The organism is Aquidulcibacter paucihalophilus (assembly GCF_002105465.1).
In the GTDB taxonomy this organism is placed as follows: domain Bacteria; phylum Pseudomonadota; class Alphaproteobacteria; order Caulobacterales; family Aquidulcibacteraceae; genus Aquidulcibacter; species Aquidulcibacter paucihalophilus.
In genome coordinates this window covers 1-26420 of sequence record NZ_NCSQ01000152.1, presented here as the reverse complement: position 1 = coordinate 26420, position 26420 = coordinate 1, and the positions used below count along the sequence as shown (strand labels likewise).

At 56.0% G+C, this 26420-nt stretch carries 23 protein-coding genes; 16 read left to right on the top strand and 7 right to left on the bottom strand.

Features of this window, described 5'->3' with window-relative positions:
- Positions 1-164: 164 nt before the first annotated feature.
- The 4 genes from B7364_RS10535 to B7364_RS10520 form a co-directional block, all read right to left on the bottom strand.
- Complete coding sequence (locus B7364_RS10535; RefSeq protein WP_085339989.1) at positions 165-2303, bottom strand: M3 family metallopeptidase; 2139 nt, start codon at positions 2301-2303, stop codon at positions 165-167.
- A gap of 130 nt (positions 2304-2433) precedes the next feature.
- Positions 2434-3207 carry a hypothetical protein gene (locus tag B7364_RS10530; RefSeq protein ID WP_157893640.1) on the bottom strand — a complete coding sequence of 258 codons (774 nt, stop codon included), beginning with the start codon at positions 3205-3207 and terminating at the stop codon, positions 2434-2436.
- A gap of 123 nt (positions 3208-3330) precedes the next feature.
- Positions 3331-5070: a patatin-like phospholipase family protein gene (locus B7364_RS10525; RefSeq protein ID WP_085339987.1), complete on the bottom strand. Its 1740-nt coding sequence runs from the start codon at positions 5068-5070 to the stop codon at positions 3331-3333.
- Between the two features lie 60 nt (positions 5071-5130).
- Positions 5131-5790 carry a hypothetical protein gene (locus B7364_RS10520; protein ID WP_085339986.1) on the bottom strand — a complete coding sequence of 220 codons (660 nt, stop codon included), beginning with the start codon at positions 5788-5790 and terminating at the stop codon, positions 5131-5133.
- A gap of 184 nt (positions 5791-5974) precedes the next feature.
- On the opposite strand from B7364_RS10520, the gene B7364_RS10515 reads away from it, so the two are divergent.
- From B7364_RS10515 to B7364_RS10485, 7 genes are all read left to right on the top strand, one after another.
- Positions 5975-7579, top strand: a complete 1605-nt coding sequence (locus B7364_RS10515) for a carboxyl transferase domain-containing protein (RefSeq protein ID WP_269798777.1) — start codon at positions 5975-5977, stop codon at positions 7577-7579.
- Positions 7580-7595: 16 nt separating this feature from the next.
- Positions 7596-8408, top strand: a complete 813-nt coding sequence (locus B7364_RS10510) for an enoyl-CoA hydratase-related protein (protein WP_085339985.1) — start codon at positions 7596-7598, stop codon at positions 8406-8408.
- A gap of 64 nt (positions 8409-8472) precedes the next feature.
- On the top strand, positions 8473-9846 hold the full coding sequence (locus tag B7364_RS10505; protein WP_157893639.1) for a DUF3667 domain-containing protein: 1374 nt from the start codon (positions 8473-8475) through the stop codon (positions 9844-9846).
- Positions 9847-10074: 228 nt separating this feature from the next.
- Complete coding sequence (locus B7364_RS10500) at positions 10075-12102, top strand: acetyl/propionyl/methylcrotonyl-CoA carboxylase subunit alpha (protein ID WP_085339983.1); 2028 nt, start codon at positions 10075-10077, stop codon at positions 12100-12102.
- Entirely contained in the window at positions 12099-12506 is a 408-nt protein-coding gene (locus B7364_RS10495) for a hypothetical protein (protein ID WP_085339982.1), read from the top strand. The genes B7364_RS10500 and B7364_RS10495 overlap by 4 nt, the downstream gene beginning before the upstream one ends.
- The gene (locus B7364_RS10490) at positions 12503-13396 is read left to right on the top strand and encodes a sterol desaturase family protein (protein ID WP_085339981.1); all 894 of its coding nucleotides are present in this window, start codon (positions 12503-12505) and stop codon (positions 13394-13396) included. The genes B7364_RS10495 and B7364_RS10490 overlap by 4 nt, the downstream gene beginning before the upstream one ends.
- 45 nt (positions 13397-13441) lie before the next feature.
- Entirely contained in the window at positions 13442-13876 is a 435-nt protein-coding gene (locus B7364_RS10485) for a DUF1489 family protein (protein ID WP_085339980.1), read from the top strand.
- A 2-nt stretch (positions 13877-13878) separates the two neighbouring features.
- On the opposite strand, the gene panC is transcribed toward B7364_RS10485, so the two are convergent.
- Positions 13879-14727, bottom strand: a complete 849-nt coding sequence (gene panC / locus B7364_RS10480; RefSeq protein WP_085339979.1) for a pantoate--beta-alanine ligase — start codon at positions 14725-14727, stop codon at positions 13879-13881.
- 109 nt (positions 14728-14836) lie between these two features.
- Here panC and B7364_RS10475 point away from each other — a divergent pair, with 109 nt between their 5' ends.
- Positions 14837-15856 carry a hypothetical protein gene (locus B7364_RS10475; RefSeq protein WP_085339978.1) on the top strand — a complete coding sequence of 340 codons (1020 nt, stop codon included), beginning with the start codon at positions 14837-14839 and terminating at the stop codon, positions 15854-15856.
- A 114-nt stretch (positions 15857-15970) separates the two neighbouring features.
- The gene (locus tag B7364_RS10470; protein ID WP_198534196.1) at positions 15971-16801 is read left to right on the top strand and encodes a division plane positioning ATPase MipZ; all 831 of its coding nucleotides are present in this window, start codon (positions 15971-15973) and stop codon (positions 16799-16801) included.
- 6 nt (positions 16802-16807) lie between these two features.
- On the opposite strand, the gene B7364_RS10465 is transcribed toward B7364_RS10470, so the two are convergent.
- Positions 16808-17719: an aldo/keto reductase gene (locus B7364_RS10465; protein ID WP_085339977.1), complete on the bottom strand. Its 912-nt coding sequence runs from the start codon at positions 17717-17719 to the stop codon at positions 16808-16810.
- A 138-nt stretch (positions 17720-17857) separates the two neighbouring features.
- Between B7364_RS10465 and B7364_RS10460 the strand changes: the two genes are divergently transcribed.
- From B7364_RS10460 to dxs, 6 genes are all read left to right on the top strand, one after another.
- Positions 17858-18736, top strand: a complete 879-nt coding sequence (locus B7364_RS10460; protein WP_085339976.1) for a glycerophosphodiester phosphodiesterase — start codon at positions 17858-17860, stop codon at positions 18734-18736.
- Between the two features lie 59 nt (positions 18737-18795).
- The gene (locus tag B7364_RS10455) at positions 18796-19752 is read left to right on the top strand and encodes a histone deacetylase family protein (RefSeq protein WP_085339975.1); all 957 of its coding nucleotides are present in this window, start codon (positions 18796-18798) and stop codon (positions 19750-19752) included.
- A complete protein-coding gene (locus B7364_RS10450) occupies positions 19745-20404 on the top strand; it encodes a histidine phosphatase family protein (RefSeq protein WP_232780878.1) in 660 nt (219 codons plus the stop codon). The genes B7364_RS10455 and B7364_RS10450 overlap by 8 nt, the downstream gene beginning before the upstream one ends.
- 66 nt (positions 20405-20470) lie before the next feature.
- Entirely contained in the window at positions 20471-20725 is a 255-nt protein-coding gene (locus tag B7364_RS10445; RefSeq protein WP_085339974.1) for an exodeoxyribonuclease VII small subunit, read from the top strand.
- Between the two features lie 11 nt (positions 20726-20736).
- Positions 20737-21633: a polyprenyl synthetase family protein gene (locus B7364_RS10440; protein WP_085339973.1), complete on the top strand. Its 897-nt coding sequence runs from the start codon at positions 20737-20739 to the stop codon at positions 21631-21633.
- Between the two features lie 64 nt (positions 21634-21697).
- Positions 21698-23617 carry a 1-deoxy-D-xylulose-5-phosphate synthase gene (dxs, locus tag B7364_RS10435; protein WP_085339972.1) on the top strand — a complete coding sequence of 640 codons (1920 nt, stop codon included), beginning with the start codon at positions 21698-21700 and terminating at the stop codon, positions 23615-23617.
- Positions 23618-23633: 16 nt separating this feature from the next.
- Here dxs and B7364_RS10430 read toward each other — a convergent pair whose 3' ends face one another.
- Positions 23634-24764, bottom strand: coding sequence for an acyltransferase family protein (locus B7364_RS10430; protein WP_085339971.1), 1131 nt, complete (start codon positions 24762-24764; stop codon positions 23634-23636).
- Between the two features lie 287 nt (positions 24765-25051).
- Between B7364_RS10430 and B7364_RS10425 the strand changes: the two genes are divergently transcribed.
- Complete coding sequence (locus B7364_RS10425; RefSeq protein ID WP_085339970.1) at positions 25052-26242, top strand: acyl-CoA dehydrogenase family protein; 1191 nt, start codon at positions 25052-25054, stop codon at positions 26240-26242.
- Positions 26243-26420 lie beyond the last annotated feature (178 nt).

The following is a 26420-nucleotide window of genomic DNA, read 5'->3' as shown; positions in this document are numbered from 1 at the left end:
GTCACCAAAGCGCTTCTAGACAAAAAACTCTCCCCGCCCCCACAATGTCCTGCCCGCCGGAAGGAAGTGGCAAGCGGGCACCTCAGGGTACTTTGTGGCGTAAGATCAGGTAAGCCGCTAACCCCCTTCTGCCTGACAGTGGTGACGGTCAGCAGAAAAGCACCCTAGCCGACCGTTAGCTCGCGATCCTGCAACAGCGCTTCTACGCCCGGGGCCCGACCTCGGAAGGCGACATAATTTTCCATCGGGTCGGCTTGGCCACCGCTGGCAAAGATGAAGTCTTTCAACTTCTTCGAAGTCACAGGATCATAGACATTTCCTGCTTCTACAAAGGCTTGGAAGGCGTCGCATTCCAGGACGGCAGCCCAAATATAGCTGTAATAGCCCGCTGCATACCCGCCTTCAAACGTGTGTTTGAAATAGCCGGGGCGATAGCGCACGACGATTTCGGGGATGGAGCCAATGCTGGAAAGGATGTCTTCTTCCCACGCATCCACATTCGTCGGAGCTGGGCCTTCGATCATGTGCATTTTCATATCCATGATGGCCGCCATCATGAATTCACTGGTTGCCCAGCCTTGGTTGAAGTTTTTCGCTGCAATGATTTTGTCCACCAGCGCGCGGGGGATGACGTCGCCGGTTGCATGATGCTTGGCAAAACGCGTCAAGATTTCTGGCGTTGTGACCCAATGCTCCATCAATTGGCTGGGGAATTCGACAAAGTCGCGCTTAACATTGGTGCCAGATTGGCTGGGATAGGTCACTTCCGACAGCATGCCGTGAAGCGCATGGCCAAACTCATGGAACAAGGTGGTGACGTCATCGAGGCTCAACAGATTGGGCTGACCTGCCGGGGCCTTTGTATAATTACACACATTGAACACAACAGGCTTGATGTCGCCAATCAGGCGCTGTTGATCGCGGAAACTGCTCATCCAAGCGCCTGATTGCTTGGTCTGGCGGGCAAAGAAATCGCCATACCACAAGGCCATGGGCTTACCTGCGGCATCCGACACTTCATAAACCACCACATCAGGATGCCAGGTCGGCACGCCCGTGATCTTTTTAAACGAGATGCCAAACAGATGATTGGCGTGCCAATGGATGGCCTCAATCATATTGTTCAGTTCGAAATAGGGTTTGGTCTCAGATTCATCGACATCATATTTGGCTTTACGGACCTTTTCGGCATAATACCACCAATCCCACGACTTGAGTGGGCCTTCCAGGCCATCGGCGGCAGCCAATTCTTGCAGCATGGCGCGTTCGCGCTTCGCGGTGGCCAGAGATGCCGCCCATACGCCGAGCATCATGTCCATTGCGGCTTCGGGCGTTTTGGCCATTTTGTTGTCGAGCTGGAAATGCGCGAACGACTTAAAGCCCAAAAGCTTGGCCTTTTCATTGCGCAGATTGATGATTTCAGGGATCAAGGGGCGATTGTCATTCTTGCCGGCCGTGCCGCTTACCGCCATCCAGCCCTTTTGCACGGCTTCGCGCAAATCTCGCCGGGTCGACATGGTCAAGAAAGGCTCAAAACTTGAACGCGATAAGGTGACCACGCCCAGCGCATCAATCTTGCGCTCTTTGGCCTCTGCTGCAGCTGCAGCGATGAAACTGTCAGACAGGCCGGCAAGGTCTTCTTTGGTCTTTAAGGGTAAGGCAAAGCCTGATTGGCTGGCCAGCACATTCTGGCCGAACTGAACTTGTAGGGCAGACAGGCGCGCATCAATTTCGGCCACACGCTTTTTTTGTGCGGGATTGAGTAAAGCCCCGCTGCGGACAAAGCCCGCATAGGTGTCTTCCAACAGCTTAGTTTGGGGCCCTGTCAGATTTTGCGCCGCGCGGCTTTCATAGGCAGCTTTCACACGGGCAAAAATCTTGGGGTCTTGGTTGATGGCGCTCGCATGGGCCGACAATTTCTCTGACAGCTTACCCTCAATCTTTTGCAGAGGGGGCGTGCTCAACATGCCGGTCAGATTGTAAAAGACGGTCGTCGCACGGTTGAGGTCTTGCCCAGCCTTTTCCATCGGGACGATCACGGTCTCAAAAGTAGCTGGGCCCTTGGCGGCAGAGATAACGTCAATTTCAGCCCGACCCCGCGCCATACCTATGTCGATCGCGGGTTCAAAGTCGCTGGTCTTGATTTCCGCAAAGGGCGGCACGCCCCAAGGCGTATCCCATGGAGCCAAAAGCGGGTTTATCCGCGCGGATGCTTTCGATTTTGCTGTTGCAGCCAAGGCTGCCGAGCCCGTGGTCAAAGTCAAAGTTGCGACACTCCCCGCCAAGAAATCCCTACGTTCCATCGTCTATATATCCTTTACCACACAAGAAACCACTGGGGTTGTTGCGCATAGGGATGGGCTAAACTGTGCGTGGATGCACGCGCTCAACGCAATTATGACTGAAATTTAATCACGGAAACGTGATCAGACCTTAGCCGCGCGCGAAAACCCGCAATTGGCCAGACTTTGGGTCTTGTGCCACGCAACGCTGCGCAGAGGTTGGGAGTTTGAGGCAAACAACCGGAGCATCGGCTTGGCGAATGGCCTCATAGGTTTCGCGGGTGAATTCGCTCCGCGTTGGGCTTTCTGTGCCCTCGGGCCAGGCCGGATAGGCCGATGATTTGATGGCATTGCCGGGAAGAAGGGTGGTCAGTCGGTCGCGTATCTGATCCGCGCTGGCGGTTGCGGGAATGCCAAAGTCGCGGGCAGGGGCTTGGAGCGTATAAAGCGCGCGGCCTTCGCTGGTTTCTAAGGTGACGCGAATACTGCCTGAGGAACATTCTGACCCGGTCGCCATAATGGTCACGCGGTCTGGGGCTTTCCAGTTTCGAATGGCAATAGATTGGCTGACCTTTAAGTCGCATTGCGACACCGGGCTGCCCGCTGCCATTGCCGCATCCGACTCGGCACGGGGGCCGATCCCATTCACCAAGGGGCCGGGCGTGGGGATCACTACTTCATTTGGTCCTATTGTGGGCGGAACTGGCACGGGGGGCGGGGCCACTGCCGTTACACTCGGATCCGTGGATAGAACAGCATCGGGGTCTGCCAATGGATTGTCGAGGCCCACCGGGCCCATAATGGCATTGGTTGGGGCACTTGCCAGAGGCTGGTTTGGCGACAACACAAATTTTCCAACTACAACGCCCAGTCCAAACGTTACGACCAAAGCCAAAGCCGCACCGGAAGCCACAATCAGTCGCACATCAAATCCCTTGTTTTGAAACGTGGTTAAGCGCTTTAGCGGTTGGTTGCGGCAGAAAATAGGCAAGAAGCGCACAATCTCAGAAGAAACTGGGCCTAATTTGCCCTGCCCCTGCCGTAAGTCTTAACCAAGAAGTGGTTTCAGGGCATTCGGGGCATTTTGAATGGCCCGCGTAGCCGCGCGATAGCCGGTTTCTACCGCCGCATCAAAGGCCTTCCAGTCGCGCAATTGGATGCCTGCCATATCGGGCACAATCAATAAATCAACCCGGTCACGCGATTTGGTTGGGTCCAAGGTCGCCGTAGCCGACCGCATCAGCAATTCGGCAATGGGTGGGGCGGCGTGAAAGCCGTGGCGGGTAATCCAGCTAAAAAACGATTCCGGTTTGCGAAATTCGTCGGGGTTCAGCGCCCGTTGCCGGGTGACATCGACCCCAATATTAGGCCCGCGATGCAGGTCGATCATGGAATTGATGGGGAAATTATCCAAAACCGCCCCGTCCACCAAAATGTCATCGCCCGACACCACAGGGGGCAAAATACCCGGTAACGCGATCGAGGCGCGCAACGCGTCGCGTAACATCCCGCTGCGGTGCAGCTTGGGCATGCCCAAGGTCAAGTTGGTCGACAGGCAGTAGAAAGAGCGCGGCATATCCTCAATCTGGATGTCGCCGAAGTTTTTGATGAGTCTTTGGTCAACTTTAGCCCCCGATGTCATGGCAACAACGGGCAAGACATAATCATTCAAGGGATTGTCTTTGACAAAACTGTCCCAAATGCGTCGTTCAATCTCGCCATCATCCCAACCAAGCGCCACACAGGCTGCGATGACCCCGCCCATGGAGGTGCCGCCAACAAAATCAAAGGAGACGCCAGTCTCGCGCAGGGCGCGGACCACGCCAATATGAGCATATGCGCGCGCGCCACCGCCGCCTAAGACCAGGCCAACCGAAGTGCCGGACAAAATGCGCGCCAACATCATAACGTCTTGCGGCTGATCTTGCCGCCAATGGAACAAGCGCTGGCTTTGGGCTGCAGCATTCCAAGCTTTGGCATACGAGCCTTTGACATCGACCACAGCACGGTCTTGCGGCGCGATCAAAATGGTATCGACCAGTTGGAATTGACGGGCAGGGGAAGATCCTGGTGGTAAGATCATCTCCGGCGGGGGCGTATCCGCCCGACCAAAGACCCAGAGCCTGTCGGCTTGGCGCAAACAAAGCTTGGCCCAGCCCCCATCGCCTAAATCGGCCGCCAAAAGGACGATGTCGTTCCAACTTTCAATCTCGTCAAACCAAGTCGCCGTTTGGGTGACTGCTTCAGGCCCGACAACAATGGCGCGCTTGCCCAATTTGGCGAGCGCCTCTTTCAAGGCATGGGCGCGCTTTAGGATGTCGATGGAGGGAGAGGCTGCCAACAGGCCAAACACGCGGGGGTCAGAGCGGGGATTGCGGCGGCGGTTTTGTCGGGACCGAAACAGCATGGTCCGGGCCAAGTTCTGCATCAATTGCGGGTGGCGACGGATCAGGCGGTTAAAGGCCGCGCGATCGAGGGCCAAAAGCTCGGTATCGCGCAGAGCAAAGACCGAGGCGCTATGGGGCTCACCTGCGACAAGCGCCATTTCGCCCACGGGCTCACCTTGGCGGATGTGACCAATAAATTCATTGGTGCCGTCCGTGCCACGGCGAAACGCGCCTAAGGAACCTGAGCGGACAAACCAGAGTGTATCGGCAGGCTCGCTTTCCAGAAAGAGCGGCCAACCGCCGGGCAAGGAATACCAAATGGCAGATTTTTCAACATCCTTGATCGCTGCCGGCCCAGCGTCACGCAAAAAGGGAATTGCGGCAAAATCAAAGGGGATCATTGGAAATAACCGCCATGAAACAAGTTCATCCTGTGCTTCATGGCGGCTCTCCTTGGTGGATTAGAATTTGTAGCGGCCCATCAGGGTTACCATGGGCCAATAACGTGCTGCGTCTAATTCATCTACGATTTTTGCACTTTCAATGGCCAGATCGGCTTGAAAGGATGGATTGGACGCCAAAAGGCCGGTTGACGTATAGTCGACTTTCGGATCGCCTTGATAATAGACGCCGGCTTCAAGCGCGGTTTCAAGCGGCCCTACATCAAACTTCAGGCCAGCTCCTAAGAAATAGGCAACATCATTGAAGGTCGCTTTGGTGTTCAAGGTGCCGACTTGGGCTGGGGTATAAGAGGTATTGCCGATCACAACATTGCTGGCTGGGGTGGCGACCAAGTCAAACTGATTGTCATTGGCAAAGACGCCAGCCGTCAGGTAAAAGGGGACAACCGGCGGGCGGAAATCGGCTTGCAAGCCATAAGAGCCCAGCTTCAACGAGCCGTCATAGGCGATGCCATCAATGGTCTGATCATAGCCATAATCATAGCCTTGGCCCACGCCGCGAATAACCACGGTTGGTAAGATGCGCAGTCCGACTTCACCCCCAACGCCATTGCTTCCGCCGCGCAAGCCAACCCAAGCTGGCTCCATCGCAGACGCACATACCGGTGACAGAGCGCTCATTAAGGCAACAATGGAAACAGCTTTGGTGATGGTCTTCATAGGATGGTCCTCATTCGTTCTAAACACTGGTCGATGACGCGACGCCTCAAGACGGAACTGGCCTCACCAGCAGCATGCAGCACCGGCTCGATGTGAGCCTATGTCTATCGCATTGTGACAGAAGCCTGTTAAACGAGTGTCAACGCCCGCGACGGGGCGACGTAATCTGCCTGTGGAGGGTCTTTTGAGCCGGTTGACCAGTCGAATCGATACATCTTCTGTGGCCTTCGCGCGCAATCACGATAAGATGGCGGGCCTTGTTGCGCATTTGATGCATGAAACCCAACAGGCAGCGCGTGGCGGGTCAGAAGAGGCGCGCCAACGCCATGAAAGTCGCGGAAAACTCCTGCCCCGTGCCCGGGTTGAGGCAGTGTTGGATCCTGGCAGCCCGTTTTTGGAATTATCAGCTTTAGCCGCTAAAGGCCTGTATGGTGAAGATATTCCCGGCGCTGGCCTGATTACCGGGATTGGCCATGTCTGTGGGCGTCCGGCGATGATCGTCTGTAATGACCCGACCGTCAAAGGTGGCACCTATTATCCGATGACGGTGAAGAAGCATGTGCGCGCTCAAGAAGTGGCGATGGAAAACCGCTTGCCCTGCATCTATCTGGTCGATTCCGGCGGTGCCAATCTGCCCCATCAGGCAGAAGTGTTCCCCGACCGCGATAATTTTGGCCGTATCTTCTTCAATCAAGCCACGATGAGCGCGCGTGGCATCGCCCAAATCGCGGTTGTAATGGGCTCTTGTACCGCTGGGGGCGCTTATGTTCCGGCGATGAGTGATGAGACCATCATTGTACGTAAACAAGGCACGATCTTTCTGGGCGGCCCACCTTTGGTAAAAGCGGCAACCGGGGAAACGGTTACGGCAGAAGAATTGGGTGGGGCTGATGTGCATGCCCGCAAGTCTGGCGTGGCGGATCATTATGCGGTCTCTGATGCCCATGCACTGGAATTGGCGCGGCAATGTGTGGCGACCTTGGACGATCCAGAAAGCCACATACGCCGTGTGGCACCCCGCCCACCGTTAGAAGACGAAAGCGAACTTTACGGCATTATCCCGGATGATGTCCGCACCCCCTATGATGTGCGCGAAGTCATTGCCCGTTTGGTCGATGGATCTGAATTTCATGAGTTCAAGAAGCTCTATGGCGAAACGCTGGTAACGGGCTTTGCCCATATTGATGGATGGCCCGTGGCCATTATTGCCAATAATGGCGTTCTCTTCTCAGAAAGCGCGCAAAAGGGTGCGCATTTCATAGAACTTGCGTGTCAACGCAAAATCCCGCTGCTCTTCTTGCAAAATATCTCGGGCTTTATGGTGGGTATGGATTATGAGGCCGGGGGCATCGCCAAGGATGGCGCAAAAATGGTGACAGCAGTTGCTTGCGCCAATGTGCCGAAGCTGACGGTCGTGATTGGCGGCTCTTATGGCGCTGGCAATTATGCCATGTGCGGCCGCTCGTATTCGCCGCGCTTTTTATGGATGTGGCCCAATGCGCGCACCAGTGTGATGGGTGGCGAGCAGGCGGCTAGCGTTTTGGCAACGCTGCGTCGCGATAATATCGAATCCAAAGGTGGGGCTTGGTCTGCCGAGGAAGAAGAGGCTTTCAAAAGCCCAATCCGGCAAAAATATGAGGAAGAGGGCGATCCGTTTTATTCGACTGCGCGTTTGTGGGATGATGGCATTATTGACCCCGCCCAAACCCGGCGCGTCGTTTCCATGTCGCTTGCCAGCGTCGCTGGCGCCCCCATAGGACCGCCCCGCTTCGGCGTGTTTCGGATGTAAAAGGAGAGAGATCATCATGGCAGATACCGATCAAGGTGCCGACCCCGTTCTTCTGCAAATCTCGCCAGATGGGACGGCGATGGTCACCCTCAATCGCCCGGAGAAGAAAAACGCCTTTGATGAGATCACCATCGCTGCCTTGATGGATGTCTTTGAGACCATTCGGGTGTCAGACGGGATCCGTGTGGTTTTCATCAGAGGCACAGGCACAACCTTTTGTGCGGGGGCTGACCTCGACTGGATGCAGCGTCAGGCCCGTCATGATTTTGATGATAATGAGGCCGATGCTCGTGCTTTGGCGCATATGCTGCAAGCGCTGCATGATTTACCCCAGCTCACGGTGGCACTCGTTCACGGCGGTGCGTTTGGCGGTGGCGCTGGCTTGGTTGCGGCGTGCGATTATGCCATTGCGGTGGCGGGAAGCCGGTTCTGCTTTACCGAAGTCAGGCTTGGTCTGATCCCGGCCACCATTTCCCCCTTCGTGATCGAGGCGATCGGGCCGCGCCAGGCGCGCGCCATGTTTGCCACGGCAATGCCGTTTGACGCGGCGCGGGCCTATGAAATGGGCCTCATCCAAGAAATTGCGGCAGATCTTGATGATCTTGCCAAGCGCGAGGAGCGGCTGGCGGATTTAGCCTTTGCTGCCGCACCAGGTGCCGTTGCCGATGCCAAATTGCTGGTGAAGGATGTAGCTGGTAAGCCAGTGAATGCGGTGTTGGCAAACGAAACCGCTCGACGCATTGCCACGCGCCGCGCCAGTCCTGAAGGTCAAGAAGGACTTGCCGCCTTCCTTGAAAAACGCGCACCAAATTGGGCAAAAGGGTCCTGATATGGCTTGACCGTCCGCCACCGCGCCGCCAAACATAACACATCTGTTACTGATGGATGGTGCGATGGATAGTGTGATAGACCTCAATCTTGAAAATGCAGGCCCGTTGGTAACTGGGACGCCAAAGCGCGGGAAAAACCATCACGATACCCGTCTGGTGGGTACGCCTTGCAAGAATTGCGACACGCCTTTGACCGGGGATTATTGTCACGCTTGCGGCCAGTCAGCGCATGTGCACCGATCTTTCTTACATGTTCTCGAAGAAGTGGTGCATGGCATAACCCATTTCGATTCCAAGACTTGGCGGTCACTTCCCATGCTGGTGTTTCGGCCAGGCACAATGACGCGCAATTATGTCATGGGTCATCGCAGCCGCTATGTGCCGCCGTTCTCAATGTTCTTGGCGTCGGTATTCTCGATGTTTCTGGTGTTCGCTTTGGTCGGGGGGCCAGGCTTTGTGAAGCAGAATAACAGCACCCCGGCAGAACGCGTCGATGCAGCGCGGGAGCATAAAGCGGATGTGGCGACCGACCTCAAAGAGGGGCAAGCCGATTTAGCAACGTCCCAAGCCGCCCTTGCCGCAATCAAGGCCAAACCAAAAGCAGATCAAGACCCGGTTGATGTGAAGCTGGCCGAAGCAGAAGTTGCTTCACAGACAAAGGCCGTCCAAACGCTTCAAGCGCGCCTTAATCAAGCCGACGCCGACCTCACCCAAGCGGTCACCTCTGCCAAGGCACAAACACAGCCGATTGCCACAGATGCTGATGAAAAGGCCCAAGCAGCCAAGCGCGCCCAACAGCTCGCCGACCTGCGTAAGGAACGCGATGAAGCGGTTGCAGGGGGTGATCAAGTGGCAATTGCGGCCATTGATGCAGCTATCAAACTGGTGGAGGCGAATGTACCGGCAACCGCCCAAATCCAATCGGGCACTGAGACGGCAACTGGGACTGATTTTCAGACTGATTTTGCCAATTTTCTCAAATCAGATGTTCGGATCGAGTCGCCTTGGCCGGAACTCAACGAAAAGCTGCACCATAAACTTCAGAACCCAGAATTGTTTCTCTACAAGCTTCAGAACACTGTCTACAAGTTTTCGTTCCTGCTTATTCCCATCAGTCTGCCTTTCATATGGCTATTGTTATTCTGGAAAAGAGACGTGACGCTTTATGATCACGCCGTTTTTGCGTTGTATTCTTTGTCTTTTATGTCCTTCCTGTTTCTGGCCTTGGCACTATCGTCGCATTGGATCAGTTGGTCGGATCATGGCGGTTGGATTTTCGGCGCGGTGATCATCCATCTCTATTTCCATTTCAAAGGTGCCTATAATCTTGGTTGGATAGGGGCAGGGTGGCGAACAGCTGTCTTCGGAGCCATGTTTGCGCCGGTTGCTCTCGCTCTGTTTTTCGTGGCCATAATCGTCCTGGGGGCAGTGGGCTGACCACAAGGCTTGACCGGTGCACAGGCGTGACTGAAGTTGGCAGGGTGAGTCCCCGGCGATGATGCCGGGTGCAGGCCCTCAGTATGGGGGTCACACTGGAGGGCCTGTCAGGGGACGGTGGCACCAAGCCATCGCGACCGAAGGCACTTCTTCTGACAAGAAAGCTGCGTTTCTTGGTCCTTGGCGGGACTAGGAGGGCACGAGAAACCAGGGTTAAGGGAACAGGGCGTGTTTAAAAGCTTGTTGATCGCCAATCGGGGCGAGATCGCTTGCCGTGTCATCAACACGGCTCGACGCATGGGGATCAAAACAATTGCGGTCTATTCGGATGCAGATAAGGGCGCAAAACATGTCCGATTTGCCGATCATGCGGTGCGTCTTGGCCCTGCCGCCGCCAAGGATTCTTATCTGCGCGCTGATCTAATCCTGAAGGCAGCGCGTGAGTTTAGCGCTGAGGCAATCCACCCAGGCTACGGTTTTTTATCGGAAAATGCCGAATTTGCCGAAAGCTGTGCGGCGGCGGGAATCGCCTTTGTCGGTCCGCGCCCCGATGCCATCCGCGACATGGGCTTGAAGGATCGGGCCAAAGCTATTGCGGTTGAAGTAGGCGCACCCGTTTTGCCCGGCTATTGGGATTTGGACCAAGACCCAGAGCGTCTGAAGGCCGAGGCTGAAAAGATCGGCTTTCCTCTATTGATCAAAGCCGTAGCAGGTGGCGGCGGCCGCGGGATCCGCGTGGTTGAGGATGGTGTGGCTTTTGGTCCAGCCCTTGATTCCGCCCGACGGGAAGCGGCGGCCTCTTTTGGTGATGATCGCGTGATGCTGGAGCGTTTGGTTCTGCGGCCGCGCCACATCGAAGTACAAGTCTTTGGCGACCAGCATGGCAATTTGGTCCATTTGTATGAACGCGACTGTTCGATCCAACGTCGGCGGCAAAAGCTGATTGAAGAGGCCCCAGCGCCCGGCATGACTGAAGCGGTTCGTGAAAGTCTAACGCAAGCAGCGCTCAAAATCGCTAAAGCGGTCAATTATTCAAATGCAGGAACCGTGGAGTTTGTCGCCGATGGGACAGGCCCTTTACGCCCGGACGGCTTTTGGTTCCTTGAAATGAACACGCGGTTGCAAGTGGAGCATCCTGTGACCGAGGCCGTTTTAGGTCTGGACTTGGTCGAGTGGCAATTGCGGGTTGCGGCTGGGGAAAATTTGCCCCTGACCCAGGACCAAATCCACTTGAAGGGGGCCGCAATCGAGGCCCGGATTGTTGCCGAAGACCCTGCTAAGGGGTTTTTACCTTCATCGGGTGTTGTTGCGGGCCTGCCTGATGATGGGGCTATTCGCGTCGATTCTGGCTATGAGATTGGGGATATTTTCCCCGATGCCTATGACTCACTGGTGGAAAAAGCCATTGCCCATGGAGCAGATCGCGCGCAGGCCTTGGCCCGGTTGCAGGCCCATTTAGAAGCGCGGGTCGTGACCGGCATTTCAACCAATATTGGCTATTTGGCGCGTCTCTGTCCTCTGTCTTCTTTTGCCCAAGGCGGCGTCCATACCGGTTTATTGGAGGATGAGGGTTTGGCATTGCTGAAGCCCGATGCCTTGGCCGCACGGCGTTTGGGGCTGGCCGCAATCGGGGTGCAAGTGGCTCGTGAGCTTGAAGTGCCAGAGGGGGCATCGCCCTTCGACGTCCCCGACGGATGGCGCCTCAATGCGCCTTCTCATCTGGCGGTTGGGTTCCAAATTGAAGATCGACGGGTTTCAGTTGAATTGCACAGCGATGAGGTGCAATTAAGCGCAGGCTATAGAGGTGATCACGCCGTGGTGCCGCGCCGCCTGATCCATGCCTATGGCAAGGCAAAGGATTGGACGATTTTGATTGCCGAAAGTGCTGGCCCGAAAGCAGAAGCACGTGGCGATATTGCTGCGACCTTGTTCGTTGATCGCGCGGGGGCAAGCCTTGTCGAGCGCGGTGAAGTGTGGCGCTATTCTTATCCTGCCGCGGAGGCGAGTGCTGATAGCTTGGAAGCCAGTGACGAGATCACGGCACCCTTGCCTGGCAAAATTGCCACGATCCACGCACAAGCCGGCCAGACCGTGAAAAAGGGCCAGGTTCTGGTGGTCTTGGAAGCCATGAAGATGGAGCATGCCCTAACCGCCAGCCGCGATGGGGTGATCGCTGAAACGTTTGTCCAAGAAGGTCGTCAAGTTAAGGCTGCGGACGTCTTGATCCGTTTGGTCGCCCAAGAGGCGGTGACTTGAACGGGGCGCTATTGACGGTTTTGATGGCCGCGGCGGGGACTGCGTTATTGGCGTATGTTGGGTTCCGCTTGGGCCTCAGCGTGGATCGGCGCTTTAAGAATGGCGATGAGGTTCAAGATGCGGTCCGCGCCTCTACTGGGCTTGACGGCGATTTCACAATTTTGATGTCTCGCAACCAACGTGCTGCCTTAGCTTATGGGCTTGGCCAGACCGGCTATGTCGCCCTCGTTTTTGGCGATAAACTTCTGGTGCGCAGCTTGGATCAGGCGAAAATCATGGTGATTGCTGAAGATCGCCTTTATGTCTCTTTTCCAGATTTTGGCTTTGAACCAGTCCATATCCACGCCGACCCGAGCGCTATTCAACGGGCGCTCACCAGCTTAGGACGAGGTGTTTCCCCATGACGCTACCCGATCCTGTCACTTGGGCCATCCCGCTGTTTGGGGTTTTGGTTGTCGCCGAAATGGTGCGCGCACGCCATCATGGCGATGTCACCTATGAAGCCAAGGATGCCGCGGCCAGTATGACCATGGGTTTTGGAAATACGCTTGCCAAGCTCTTGACGGGTGGGATTGCTGTGTCCGTGATCGCCTTTGTGCATCACTATCGCTTGTTTGATATTGGCTATGCCGCTTGGGCCTTCGTGGTGTGCTTCCTTTTGGAAGATTTGTCCTATTATTGGTTCCATCGCATCAGCCATGAACGGCGCTGGTTCTGGGCCAGCCATGTCGTCCACCACACGTCGCAGCACTATAACTTGTCGACCGCGCTGCGCCAGACTTGGACCGGCTCGATTGGTGCCACCTTTATCTTTTGGCTGCCCATGGCTTGGATCGGTTTTCCGCCAGCCATGATTGCCTTTTTCTCGGGCCTTAGTCTCGTCTATCAATTCTGGATACATACCGAAGCGATTGACCGAATGGGACCTTTGGAATGGGTCTTGAATACGCCCAGCCACCACCGCGTCCACCATGCTACCAACCCACGCTATCTCGACTCCAATTATGCTGGGGTCCTGATCATTTGGGACCGGATGTTTGGGACCTTTGTGGAAGAAACCAAGGCCGATAAGCCGATTTATGGCGTGGTTTCCAACATCCACACCTTCAACCCGTTTCGTATTGCCTTTCATGAGTGGGTCGGCATGGTGCGCGATGTGCTCCACGCTAAAAGCTGGCGAGACCGCTTAAACTTCGCCTTTGGTCCACCTGGATGGAGCCCCGATGGGTCACGGCCTACCAGCGCGACGTTAAAGGCCGCGTGGCGGGCCAAACAGCGGGAAGAAAATCCCTGATTGGAGGCCCTGTTCTTCTGCGAGAATTAGCATAAATGCTGGCTTATGGCACTTCACATCATCAAACTCTGCGTTGGCGCGCACACGATCCAAGACTTGACGGACTGGCATGACCATCAGGCTTTTACCCGCCTTAGCCTCGGCCTCGACCCGCGTCCCGTGTGTGACACACGCATGTCGCCCAAGCGGCGCGATGAAGTCCTCAATGGCGGATCGCTTTATTGGGTGATTAAGGGGCAAATCCTCGTGCGCCAGGAAATCGAAGACATTGTGACGCTCGAGGAAGCAGATGGGCGCTCGCGCTGTGAAATTGTCTTGAAGCATTTCCACGTTCAAACCGCGCCCCAGCGCCGCGCGGCTTTCCAAGGCTGGCGCTATCTATTGCCCAAGGATGCTCCGCCTGATTTGACCCAAGTGTCTTGCGGGGAAGATTTGCCAGAGCCCTTACGCAAGGAATTACTTGATTTGGGCGCGTGGTAGCCTCAGTCCAGTCCGCGATTGTCGATCAGGCGGGTTTTGCCCAGCCATGCGGCCGCCAAAATACGGGCAGGGTCACCAGGCTGCCACGGCTCTAAGGTCTGGCTATGGCAGGCTTCGAGATAATCGATTGAGTGGAACCCTGATGCGATCAGCTCTGCCTTTGCCTGATCAATGACAGTGGCCAAGGTTTCTGGCGCGCGTTTTAGGGCGCCCGCCACCTGATCAAGCGCCTGTTTCAGCGTGGGCGCAATCGCGCGTTCCGCCTCTGAAAGATAGGCATTGCGCGAGGAGAGAGCGAGGCCATCGGCTTCGCGATGGGTGGGGGCAGGCAAGATCTCGACACCCAAATCCAGATCCCGCACCATGGTGGAAATAACTTGTAATTGCTGCCAATCCTTCTCGCCAAAGACGGCGACATCGGGATCGACTTGTAAGAAAAGCTTGGCAACAACCGTGGCAACACCGCCAAAGAAGTGGGGCCGAAATGCCCCTTCTAATCGGGCCGCGACAGCCCCGGGTACCACCCGCGTCTGAAAGCCTTCTGGGTAGAGTTCTTGGACGGGGGGTGCATACAGGCCATCGCAGCCAATGGCTTGGAGTTGGGCGATATCGGCTGCTTCTTGGCGCGGGTAGCGCGCTAAATCCTCATGTGGCGCAAACTGCGTGGGATTGACGAAAATCGAGGCGATCACACCATCGGCGGCGGCCTTGGCTTGCTCGATTAAGGCCAAATGGCCCGCATGAAGTGCCCCCATCGTGGGTACAAGGGCGATCTTTTTGCCGTCCTGCCGCAAAGTGGAGACTAAGGCACGCAAGTCCGCTCGGGTGCGTACAATCGACAAGGACGCCATGACTCTCTCCAAAACAATGACTTAACGACGATTTCGGGTCTGCAGCTTCCAAGAGCAGCGTGAAGCCGCCTTAAACCCCTCTTTACCACGTCGCGCTAGGGTTTTTGACATGAACCAATCTTTTCGCGCTTTGATCTTATCATCCGCTGCCCAGATTTGTGGGGTATTTGCCGTCTTTGGTCTGGGGACGAGCGCGCTCGCGCAATCGGCCGGGGCACTGGCAACAAGCCCGTATGTGCCGCTCAGTTCAACGTCAAAGCCTGCCCCACAGCCCGCGGCAGAAGCATGCGTCTGTGCGGCACCTCAGCCCGTCAAAGCCGCCGAACCCGCCGCTAAACCGGCCAAGCCAACCCCACCGGCTCCATCGGCTGCCAGTGGTCCAATTCTTCCTATCGTGATGTTCCGCGGCACCCCGGCACCACCCTTGCCCAAGCCCGCTTTTGTCTCGATGCAGGCCGTACCACTGGCCCTGCCGCCAGAAACAACCCCAGCCAGCGTTCCCGCGCCACCCCCTCCATGGGTGCAGCCTCATGCAACACCTGCTGCTGCACCCGCTGCTTCACCCGCAGCAAAACCACGTGTGGAAGCCAAGCGCGAGAAACCTGCAGGACCCTTCAAACGTATCTGGCGCGATACAAAGAAGTCTGTGGTGACCGATATTCCAGAGGCCTTGGCTGATTCCTTGCCTTGGGTAGATCGGGGCGACAAGGATGAGCCGATTGAACAGGTCTTGGCGCGCGTGTCTGCTGATTTAAGCCGCGCGTCTGCCCATGATCCTGAGTGGGTCAATCCTGCGGAAAGCGAATTGCGAGAATTGTCCAAACGTCTTTCCACTTTGGCAGAACCCGCGGCGGACACCGCCCTCAACCCCATGCCGACCCCGCGCGTTGAAGTCGACGCGGCAGGCAGGCCTTTCCGCGCCAGACCCATTTGGCCCGGCGCTTCTGGTAGACCCGAAGCCCAATCGCGCCCGACAGCGCTGGTTACGGGCAGCAGCCTTCAGCAAGGCCCTGAAGCTCTTGGTCAACGTCTTCCTCCGCCGACTGATTGGGTTGAGGAAGAAGAAAAGGGGCCAAAGCCACCGCCCCAGCAAGTCATCGCCAAGCGGGCAAAGCGGCCCACAAAATAGTCCACAAGTTTTTAGGCGTTTGGCTGCTGCGCTTGCCAATTGGCAAGGCCTGCGAAACTCGCGAAAACACCCCACATCTGGGTCCTACGGAAGAGGGCGTCAAGACGGGGAGTAATGGTTTTGGGTCACGTCATTGTCGTGGGAAATGAAAAGGGCGGGGCAGGCAAGTCGACCTTGTCGGTTCATATTGCCGTGGCTTGTGCCATCTCGGGGTTGAAGGTTGCCGCCCTTGATCTCGACCGCCGGCAGCGCACTTTTGAGCGCTATTTCGAAAACAGGGCGCGCTGGTCCAAATCTAATGACGCAGACCTTCCCACGCCCGACTTCTTCTTTTTGACCAAGGCCTCAGCCGAGCGCCGCGATCAGGCCGAAGCGGAAGAAGTTGCTGCCACCCAAGCTCTGATCGCGCAGATGCGGGCGAGCCATGATATTGTGATCGTTGATGCCCCCGGTGCGGATACGCCTGCCTCGCGCGCAGCTCATGCTTGTGCGGATACCTTGGTAACGCCCTTAAACGACAGCTTTATCGATTTCGATTTGTTGGCCGAAATCGACCCAGTCACGGGCGATGTCGGAAAACCCAGCGTCTATGCCGAGATGGTATGGGAAGCGCGGAAACTCAAAGCTGCCGCCAAAGGTAAGCCGATTGATTGGGTTTTGATGCGCAATCGCTTGTCGCCGCTAGACGCCAAAAACAAGCGCCGTGTGGGCGATGCTTTGGCGGCTTTGGCCCAACGCATTGGCTTCCGCGTTGCCCCGGGCTTGTCAGAACGCGTGATTTATCGGGAAATGTTTACCGCTGGCCTGACGCTCTTGGACCTCACCGATGAAGGGGCCTCAGCCTCCTTTACCCTCAGCCATGTGGCCGCGCGTCAAGAGTTGCGCGATCTGATGCTGGCCCTCAAGCTGCCAAAGATTGAGGGCCAATCGGCGATTGGCTTTTAATCTGCCTTACGGCATGGGTGCACCGCGCGAGGCCACCAAAATCTGATACCATTCGTCGGGCGTCAAACGGATTTTGGCCACTTCGCGGGTCTCTAGGATACGCGTTGGATTTTGGGTACCGACCAAAGCAATCGGCTGACTTGGATGGGCAGCCACCCACGCGTAAGCCACCGACGTGCGCGAGACCCCATGCGCTGCAGCAACATGGTCGAGGGCTGCGATCACCGCTTTGGTGCGGGCATCATCGCCATCCTTAGCCAAGCGGCCACCGCCCAAAGGCGACCAAGCCAAAACCGAGGCACCAATCTCCATCGCAAGGTCTAATGTCCCGTCGGTCATGGCATCGAGCGCGAGGGACGAGAATTCAGGCTGGAACGACACGATATCGGTGTCGAGGTGGGCAGCCAATGCCCGGGTTTGCGCGACCGTATAATTGGAGATACCGAAAGTGCGGATTTTGCCGGCTTGGATCAGATGATCCACCGCGCGGGCGATTTCAGCGGGATGGGTCAAAAGGTCTGGACGATGAATCTGCCACAGGTCGAGATAGTCGCAATGGAGGCGGCGCAGCGAGGCCTCACACGCTTTGACCAAATAGTCATAGCTCGAATTATAGGGGGTCGGCGGGATAATGCCGCCCTTGCTGGCCAAAACCATTTTTGAGCGCAAACCAGGGGCTTGCTTAAAGACCTCACCCAAGAGGGCTTCAGCATCGCCAAATCCCTCCTGTGGGTTTTTGAAGCCGTAAATGTCGGCGGTGTCGAAAAAATTGATCCCCGCTTCAAAGACCGATTCCACAAGTTTTTGTGCAGCCTTCACCTCGATACCAGCAAAACGCCACATGCCCCAGCCGAGGCTCGTAATCATCAAATCGCTTTTGCCGAGGCGGCGCAGATGGGTTGGATCGATGGAGGACATAAACTCTTTTTCTTTCAGGTGAAGCGGAAAGGATAGGGTGGGTGTTCTAGCCCAACTTGCAACAGCCTCGCTAGCCATGCCATGTCACAGTCTGCATAAGGTGAGGTGCGCACACGCGCCGTGAAGGGGAGGTTTTCAATGCGCAAACGATCGATTTGGCTTGCAGCACTGGCAATTCCTCTTGTGGCTGTGATGGCGTGGCCAGCGCCGCCCCCTGTTAGCCACCCTTATTTTGCGGATATTCGGCCAGGTGCAGTGGAAAATATCGCCCATGGGGGTGGTCAAGGCCACGCACCGCCCGACACGCTGGAAGCCCTAAAGCTTGCCGACGAGATGGGAGCCGATGTGCTTGAAATCGATCTGCAACTGACCAAGGATGGCGTCTTAGTTTTGCATCATGACGATACGTTAGACCGCATTACCGACATGAAGGGCCCGATTGCCGCCAAGACCTGGGCAGAGTTGCAACAGGCTGATTCTGGCTATCATACCGTCATCAATGGCCAGTCCTTTCGTGGCAAAGGCATCAAGATCGCTCGTCTGGAACAGGCGTTTCAGCAATTTCCGGGTCGGCGCTGGGTCATTGAAATCAAAAATGACAATGAGGCGGCCAGTACCCGCCTTTGCCAATTGATCAGCGGGTTTGACGAAACCAATCGCGTGATTGTGGCCTCGTTTCATGATGGGGCGATGAGAACCTTCCGTAAGGCATGCCCAAACGTTGCCACGGCATATTCGATGGGGGAGGTCCGTCTATTTTTGATTGCCTCTCATCTGCGCCTGTCGCGCTTTGTTCACTCACCCGGAGTAGCCCTCCAGATTCCCACCCATGCAGCGGGCTTTGATTTGACCAACCGCCATTTTGTCGAGACGGCTAAGGCACGCGGGATCAAAGTCCACTATTGGACGATCAATAATCCCCAAGAGATGCGCCTGCTGATTGAAGCCAATGCGGATGGCATCATGACCGATTATGTGGATCGCTTCCAAAAAGCTTGGGCCTCCCCGCGCACTTAGAAATAGACCGGACTTGTGCTAGCGACGGCTTCTGACACGCAAGTTAGGGATAAATCTTGATGGAAAAGACCGCCCTTATCACCCATATGGCCTGTTTTGAGCACCGTCCGCCCGCTGGTCATCCTGAATCGCCCGAGCGTTTGCGTGTCGTGCTCGAAGCCTTGAATGAGACCGCTTGCCCCGATCTGATCCGCATTCAAGCGCCGCTTGGACAGATTGAAGATATTGCTCGGGTACATCCCTTGGCTCGAATTGAAGAAATCATCGGCCTAGAGCCCGCAGCAAATGCCCGCAGCTATCAGCTGGATCCAGACACCTATGTGTCGGCTGGCTCGATTGAGGCAGCCCAGCGCGCCGTAGGCGCTGTCATTGCCGGGGTAGATGGGCTGATGACGGGGGCGTTTGATCGGGCATTTTGTGCGACTAGGCCGCCTGGCCATCACGCCGAAGCAGCTAAACCCATGGGCTTTTGCATTTGGAACTCAGCCGCAATTGCTGCCCTTTATGCGCGCGAAACCTATGGCCTAAAGCGGGTGGCGGTTGTGGATTTCGATGTTCACCACGGCAATGGCAGCCAAGAATTGGCCGAACGCGACCCAGAGTTTTTCTATGCCTCCATCCATCAAGGCGGCATCTATCCGGGCTCTGGTTTTGCTGACGAGCGCGCAGCGGGTAATCTGGTCAATGTCCCAGTCCCGGCAGCCACAGCCAGTGCGGCGTGGCGGGCTGAAGTGGAAAGCAAGATCTTGCCCGCCTTGATCGACTTTAAGCCAGAAATCCTGATCGTATCGGCTGGTTTTGATGGGCATCGCCTTGACCCCTTGGCGGGTCTGAACCTTGAAACAGATGATTATCGCTGGGTCACTGAACGATTACTGGACGTTTCACAGGGAAAACTTGTATCGACTCTTGAGGGCGGCTACCACTTGCAGGCATTAGCTGCATCGGTTTTGGCGCATGTGCAGACTTTACAAACTTACAAAACACGCTCTGGGGGCGGATTAGCGGGTGTTTGAAACCAAATTGGATGATCTCGGATCACAGGCCGATTCGCGCGTGGCCCCACGCCCTGCGCCGCCTGTGGCATCGAGTGATACGCCGATGATCGTGATTGCGCGTCATGGAAGGCCCGCACTCAATCGGCACATCTGGATCAATGCGGACCAATATCTCGATTGGTGGGCGCAATATGATGCCGGTGGCTTGGCCGAAGGCCAAATCGTACCCAACGGCCTGATCCAAGCCTTGCAAGCGTGCAAAACGATTGTCTCCTCAACCCTGCGTCGCGCCTTAGAGACGGCCGCGATGGCAGCGCCAGGGCGCGAGCTGATTGTCGATCCCCTGTTTGTTGAGGCGCCCCTGCCACCGCCAGCCTTACCCGATTTCATCCTGTTCCGTCCGCGATTTTGGGGGGTGATCTCGCGCATCACTTGGTTCTTTGGCAATCATCGGGGCCAAGAAAGCCGTCAAGAGGCCGAACTTCGTGCCCAACGGGCCGCTGAATGGTTGATCGCAGAAGCAGAGAGATCTGGCAGTGTTGGGCTCTTGGCCCATGGCTGGTTTAACCGGATGATGCGGCCGCATTTATTGGCCCGGGGTTGGGTTTGTGTGTATGACGGTCGCGACTCTCACTGGTCGCACCGCGTCTATCGACCCAAGCCGCATTAAATCCTCTTGCCTCGTTGCCCATCAGTGTCGCACAGTCTAGGAAGAAATCGATAGAGGGATGTCGTAATGTCGGTTGAACCAGAATCCATGCAGGCAACGATTGCAGACTTAAGTTTTGAGGCTGCGCTTGAGGAGCTTGAGTCTCTCGTGGCGAAACTGGAATCCGGCCAAGCAAGCTTGGAGGAATCGATCAGCCTCTATGAGCGCGGGGCACTTCTCAAGGCCCATTGCGAAGATCGCCTGAAACGTGCCCAGATGCGGGTTGATCAAATTGTTGAAAGCCCACAAGGTGTTAGCCTTGAAGCTGCACGCATTGGATAAGGTCTAGGGGCATGGACCTGGCGGTCGATCTCGAAAAACGTCTCGAAGAAACAGCTGATCGCATCACGGTGGCTTTAGATACGTTGATTCCGCGTGTGCAAGGCCCAGAAGCCCGTTTGATGAGCGCGATGCGCTATGCGGCTTTGGGAGGGGGCAAGCGGCTGCGTCCCTTTTTGGTTTTGGAAACAGGCAGGCTATTTGGCGTTGATGAACGGTGTTTATTGCGTGTCGCAGCCGCGCTGGAGTGCATCCACACCTATTCTTTGATCCATGATGACTTGCCGTGCATGGATGATGATGATTTGCGCCGTGGACGGCCCACCGTCCATATTGCTTATGATGAAGCGACCGCGATTTTGGCGGGTGACGCGCTTTTGACGATCGCCTTTGAGATTTTGGCCGATCCCCAGACCCACGCAGACCCCAATATTCGTATTGCTTTGGTGGCTCGATTGGCTGAAGCTGCTGGCGCACGGGGCATGGTGGGCGGTCAGATGATGGATATGATCGCAGAGGAATTAGGCGATGATATTGCCGCCGTAACCCGGATGCAGCGCCTCAAGACCGGTATGTTGATCACCTATGCCGTCGAAGTGGGCGCTTTGATGGGCCGCGCCAGTGATGAGGCCAAGCATGCGCTTTCGGCCTATGCCCATGATCTCGGCCTTGCTTTTCAAATTACCGATGACATCTTGGACGCTGAAGGCAGTACTGAGGAAGTCGGCAAAGCCGTTGGTAAAGACGCGGGTAAAGGAAAAGCCACATTTGTGAGCCTTTTAGGCCTTGATGGCGCCAAACAGCGGGTTACTTTATTGGCAGATCAAGCTCGGGCCCATTTACAGATGTTTGGGGCACGCGCGCATTATCTGAACCAAATCATCGACACGATTACACAACGTCGTGCATAAGCCTGATATCACAGACTAGAATAGAGCTAAGTCGCTCTGTTTGAACATATAAGAATAGAAACAGATGCCGCCTCTCACACCTGCTCTCGACAAGATCAAATCTCCCAAAGACCTCAAAGGCCTCAATATTGGTGAATTGCGCGAAGTCGCTGATGAATTGCGCCAAGAAACCATTGATGCGGTCTCGGTTACTGGCGGTCATTTGGGGGCTGGGCTTGGTGTGGTGGAACTGACCGTTGCTTTGCACCATGTGTTGGACACGCCCAAGGATATTCTCATCTGGGATGTAGGCCATCAGGCCTATCCACATAAGATTTTGACTGGACGACGGGACCGCATTCGCACCTTGCGCCAAGGCGGGGGGTTGTCTGGTTTTACCAAACGGACCGAGAGCGCCTATGATCCCTTTGGTACCGCCCATGCGGCTACCTCTATCTCTGCAGCCTTGGGCTTTTGTGCAAGCCGGGATTTGCAAGGGGGCGACAATAATGTCGTCGCTGTGATTGGTGATGGCTCGATCACGGCAGGCATGGCCTATGAGGCGATGAATAAGGCGGCTGAAACCAGCAAGCGTCTGATCGTCATTTTGAATGACAATGATATGTCGATTGCCCCACCTGTGGGGGGGATGAGCCATTATCTGGCCCGTCTTGTGTCCGGGACTGGCTACCGCACCTTACGCAAAGTTGGCAAACAGGCCGCGTCGGTGTTTCCAAAGCCCCTGCAAGAAGCCGCCCGTAAGGCCGAAGAATTTGCCCGCGGCATGGCAACAGGGGGTACTTTCTTCGAAGAACTCGGCTTTTATTATGTCGGCCCCATAGATGGGCATGACTTAGAAGCCTTGGTCCATGTGCTGGAAAACGCCAAGAAGATCGAGGACCGGCCGGTTCTGGTTCATGTCGTAACCCAAAAGGGTAAGGGCTATCTGCCTGCCGAAGCTGCTGACGACAAATATCATGGCGTGGTCAAATTCAATGTCGTGACAGGCGAACAAGCCAAGGCCAAACCAAATGCACCCAGCTATACACGTGTGTTTGCAGACGCTTTGGTGAAGCTGGCGGAAGCCGATAATAGGATTGTCGCCATTACCGCAGCTATGCCTTCGGGCACGGGCCTTGATGTGTTTGGCAAAGCGTTTCCTGCCCGCACCTATGATGTGGGGATTGCTGAGCAGCATGCGGTGACCTTTGCTGCAGGCCTTGCAGCGGATGGCATGAAGCCTTTTGCCGCCATCTATTCCACCTTCCTGCAGCGCGGCTATGACCAAGTTGTCCATGATGTGGCGATACAATCTTTGCCCGTGCGCTTTGCGATGGACCGGGCAGGGCTTGTGGGCGCGGATGGTCAAACCCATGCCGGCAGTTTTGATATTGGCTTTATGGGGGCTTTACCCGGCATGGTGTTGATGGCGGCTGCCGATGAGGCAGAGCTGGCGCTAATGACGGCCACGGCCGCAGCCATTGATGATCGCCCCAGCGCCTTCCGCTACCCACGCGGCGAGGGGGTTGGTGTAGAAATTCCCCACATTCTGACGCCGTTAGAGATCGGCAAAGGGCGCATCGTCCGCGAAGGCGGCGCCGTGGCCATCCTATCCTTTGGCACCCGTTTAAGCGAAAGCTTAATGGCGGCAGAACAACTTGCTGCCATGGGTCTGCCAACAACAGTTGCCGATGCCCGCTTTGCAAAACCGCTTGATCATGATCTGATCCGGCAATTGGCGCGCCACCATGAAGTGCTGATCACGATTGAAGAAGGCGCCGTGGGTGGCTTTGGGGCCTTTGTGCTGCACTTCCTTGCAGGCGATGGCCTACTGGATCGCGGGCTGAAAGTGCGGACCCTGACTCTGCCCGACATTTTCCAGGATCATGATAAGCCAGAATTGCAATATCGCCTGGCAGGTCTGGATGCCGAGGGGATCGTACAGGCGGTGCTACAGGCTTTAGGGCGTGAGGCCAAAGTTAGCGATGGTGGGCTGCGGGCCTAAGGCCCGTCCACGACGCTTAGACCTTGATGAAGATGTTCTTCCGGTAAAGGAGCCACATCAAGAACAACCATAGGCCAATGAAGCAGATGGCAAACAGAAGTGAAGCATTCATAGGGCTCGCCAAAGGCGCAAACACGCCCTCATAAATCGTGACTTTGAGCGAGATGAGCTTGCCGTCTGGCGCGGTGCTTCCAGGCACCATGTTCAAGACCCGCCCCAACATGCCAGAGCCGACAAAAAGCGCCAGCGCATTGACGCCAAAAATCACAAAGGGCTTGGTCCACCACGTGCTGCCCTTAATGTCGATCAACCAATAGCACACACCTAAAACACACATCGCCATGCCCGACATAAAGACTGCATAGGACGAGGTCCAAATCGGTTTGTTAATCGGGAACAGGCCGCCCCACATCCACCCCAGCGTCAAGAGCACAAAACCCCATACCAACATCTCTGCCACTTTGGCGTCATTGGACTTCGGCGACTGGATTAACTGCCCCGTCAAAACCCCAAACAAACAGGTCGCGATCGAGGGCAGGGTGGAAAGCAGGCCTTCGGGATCATAATGGGGGGAGCCTTTCCACATATGTGGGCCCAAAACCAAGCGATCAATCAGACCGGAAAAATTGCCCTCGGGGCTCAGATCGCCGCGTCCGCCCCAGATCATCAAGCCCCAATAGCCCAAAAGCAGCACAAAGGCCGCAATCAACAGTCCGCGCGGCCGCAGCCATAAGAATAGGACCGAAGCGAAGAAGAAGCATAAGGCCAAGCGCTGCAATACGCCCATGATCCGCATGTCGCTAATCTGGATCCACTCCCCCTTCATCCAATTGTAAAAGGGGAAAAGGGCCAGAAACAAACCCAAGCCAAAGAGTGCCGCGGTGCGCCGCGCCAATTGTAGATAGAGGTCCAAGCCTGCTTGGCCTGCCGCGCGCCGTCGTTCCAGCGCAATGGGAATGGCAATCCCCATAATGAAGATGAAAAAGGGGAAGATGGTGTCGGTAAAGGTCCAGCCATGCCAAGCCGCATGTTCCAAGGGCGGATAGATGGCGCTCCAAGTTCCCGGATTATTGACTAAGACCATCGCACCGATAATCGCACCGCGAAAAACATCCAGTGAAATGAGGCGATTAGCGGGCAAAGACATAGGCGAGAAGTCTCAAAAAGTCAGGTTGAACGATACAGAGTATCCACGGGTAGGTGGCCTAGGTCGCATAGAATGCTGGCTACAGAAAGGTGGCACAGCTGGCTTTGCCCTGTCGATAGGGTCACGTTTTCGCGATGCAGTTGCCTTTGGCTTGGGTTACAAGCTGACGTTTGCGTTAAGGTCATGCGGTTCAAGGCGAATTGTGCTTGATCCCACCGCACTTCGCACTATGATCTTCTCCAAGCGGCAGCATCCGGCGAGAAGGATGCGCTAAACGGGAGCGTCCAATGAATCTTGCTTTTACCGATGAAGATATTGCCTTTCGCAACGAAATTCGCACCTTCATCGAAGAAAACTACCCAGCGCGTTTGCGGGCCTTTGCTGACCGCGACGATATGGGAAAAGAAGACTTCCTCGAATGGCACCGCATTTTGGGGGCTCGGGGTTGGTCGGCTCCGGCGTGGCCAACCCAGTATGGCGGTCCCGGTTGGGGCCCGACGCAGCGCTATATCTTCGGTGAAGAACTTGCTCGCGCTCAGACGGTGCCTATCCTGCCGTTCGGCATCAATATGGTCGGCCCGGTGATCTATACATTCGGGACTCAGGAGCAGAAGGACCGCTTCTTGCCCCCCATCCTGAAGGGTGAGGAATGGTGGTGCCAGGGTTATTCTGAACCCGGTTCGGGCTCTGACCTTGCCAGCCTCAAAACCAAGGCAGAGCGCGATGGCGACTATTACATCGTCAATGGTCAAAAGACTTGGACGACATTGGCCCAGCATGCCGATTGGGGCTTCTTCTTGGTACGCACCAAGCATGACGGCAAGCCACAGGAAGGCATCTCTTTCTTGCTGATCGACATGAAGACACCCGGCATCACGGTCCGCCCCATCATCACCATTGATGGCGGCCATGAAGTCAATGAAGTGTGGCTTGAAAATGTCCGCGTGCCTGTCGCCAATCTGGTTGGCCAAGAGAACATGGGCTGGACGTGCGCGAAATTCCTGTTGGCGCACGAGCGGTCGGGCATTGCCGGCGTTGCCCGCTCTAAAGTTGGCGTCAAGCGCCTGAAGGAATTGGCCCGTGCAGAAACGATGGACGGGGCCAGCCTGATTGAAGATCCAGAATTCTCACGCAAGATCGCTGAGCTGGAAATCGATCTGACCACGTTGGAAATCACCGAATTGCGCACTTTGGCGCGCGAGCAAGCAGGCAAGGGCCCCGGCCCTGAATCCTCTATCCTGAAGATCAAGGGGACCGAAATTCAGCAACGCTTGACGGAGCTGGCCATGGAAGCGGTTGGTAATTATGCCGCCCCCTATGTGCGCGGTTTCCGCGGCGATGGCGACAATATGGCCGTTGGCCCCGATTATGCGCATTGGACCGCACCAAACTATTTCAACATGCGCAAGACTTCGATTTATGGCGGGTCAAACGAAATCCAGCGCAACATCATCGCCAAGATGGTATTGGGGCTTTAGGCTTTTCCGTATGTTATCGACCAAAGGCCAGAGCCTCGGCTCTGGCCTTTTTGTTCGGTGAGTTGCCTCCTCGCTGGGTGTAATGCGTTCCATCAGGAATGCACCAATTCAGTCGCAGCGGTCTTGGGCTCGGATTCTTCGTATCCATTCGGCGAGGGCCACGGCGTGGCTTAGGGCG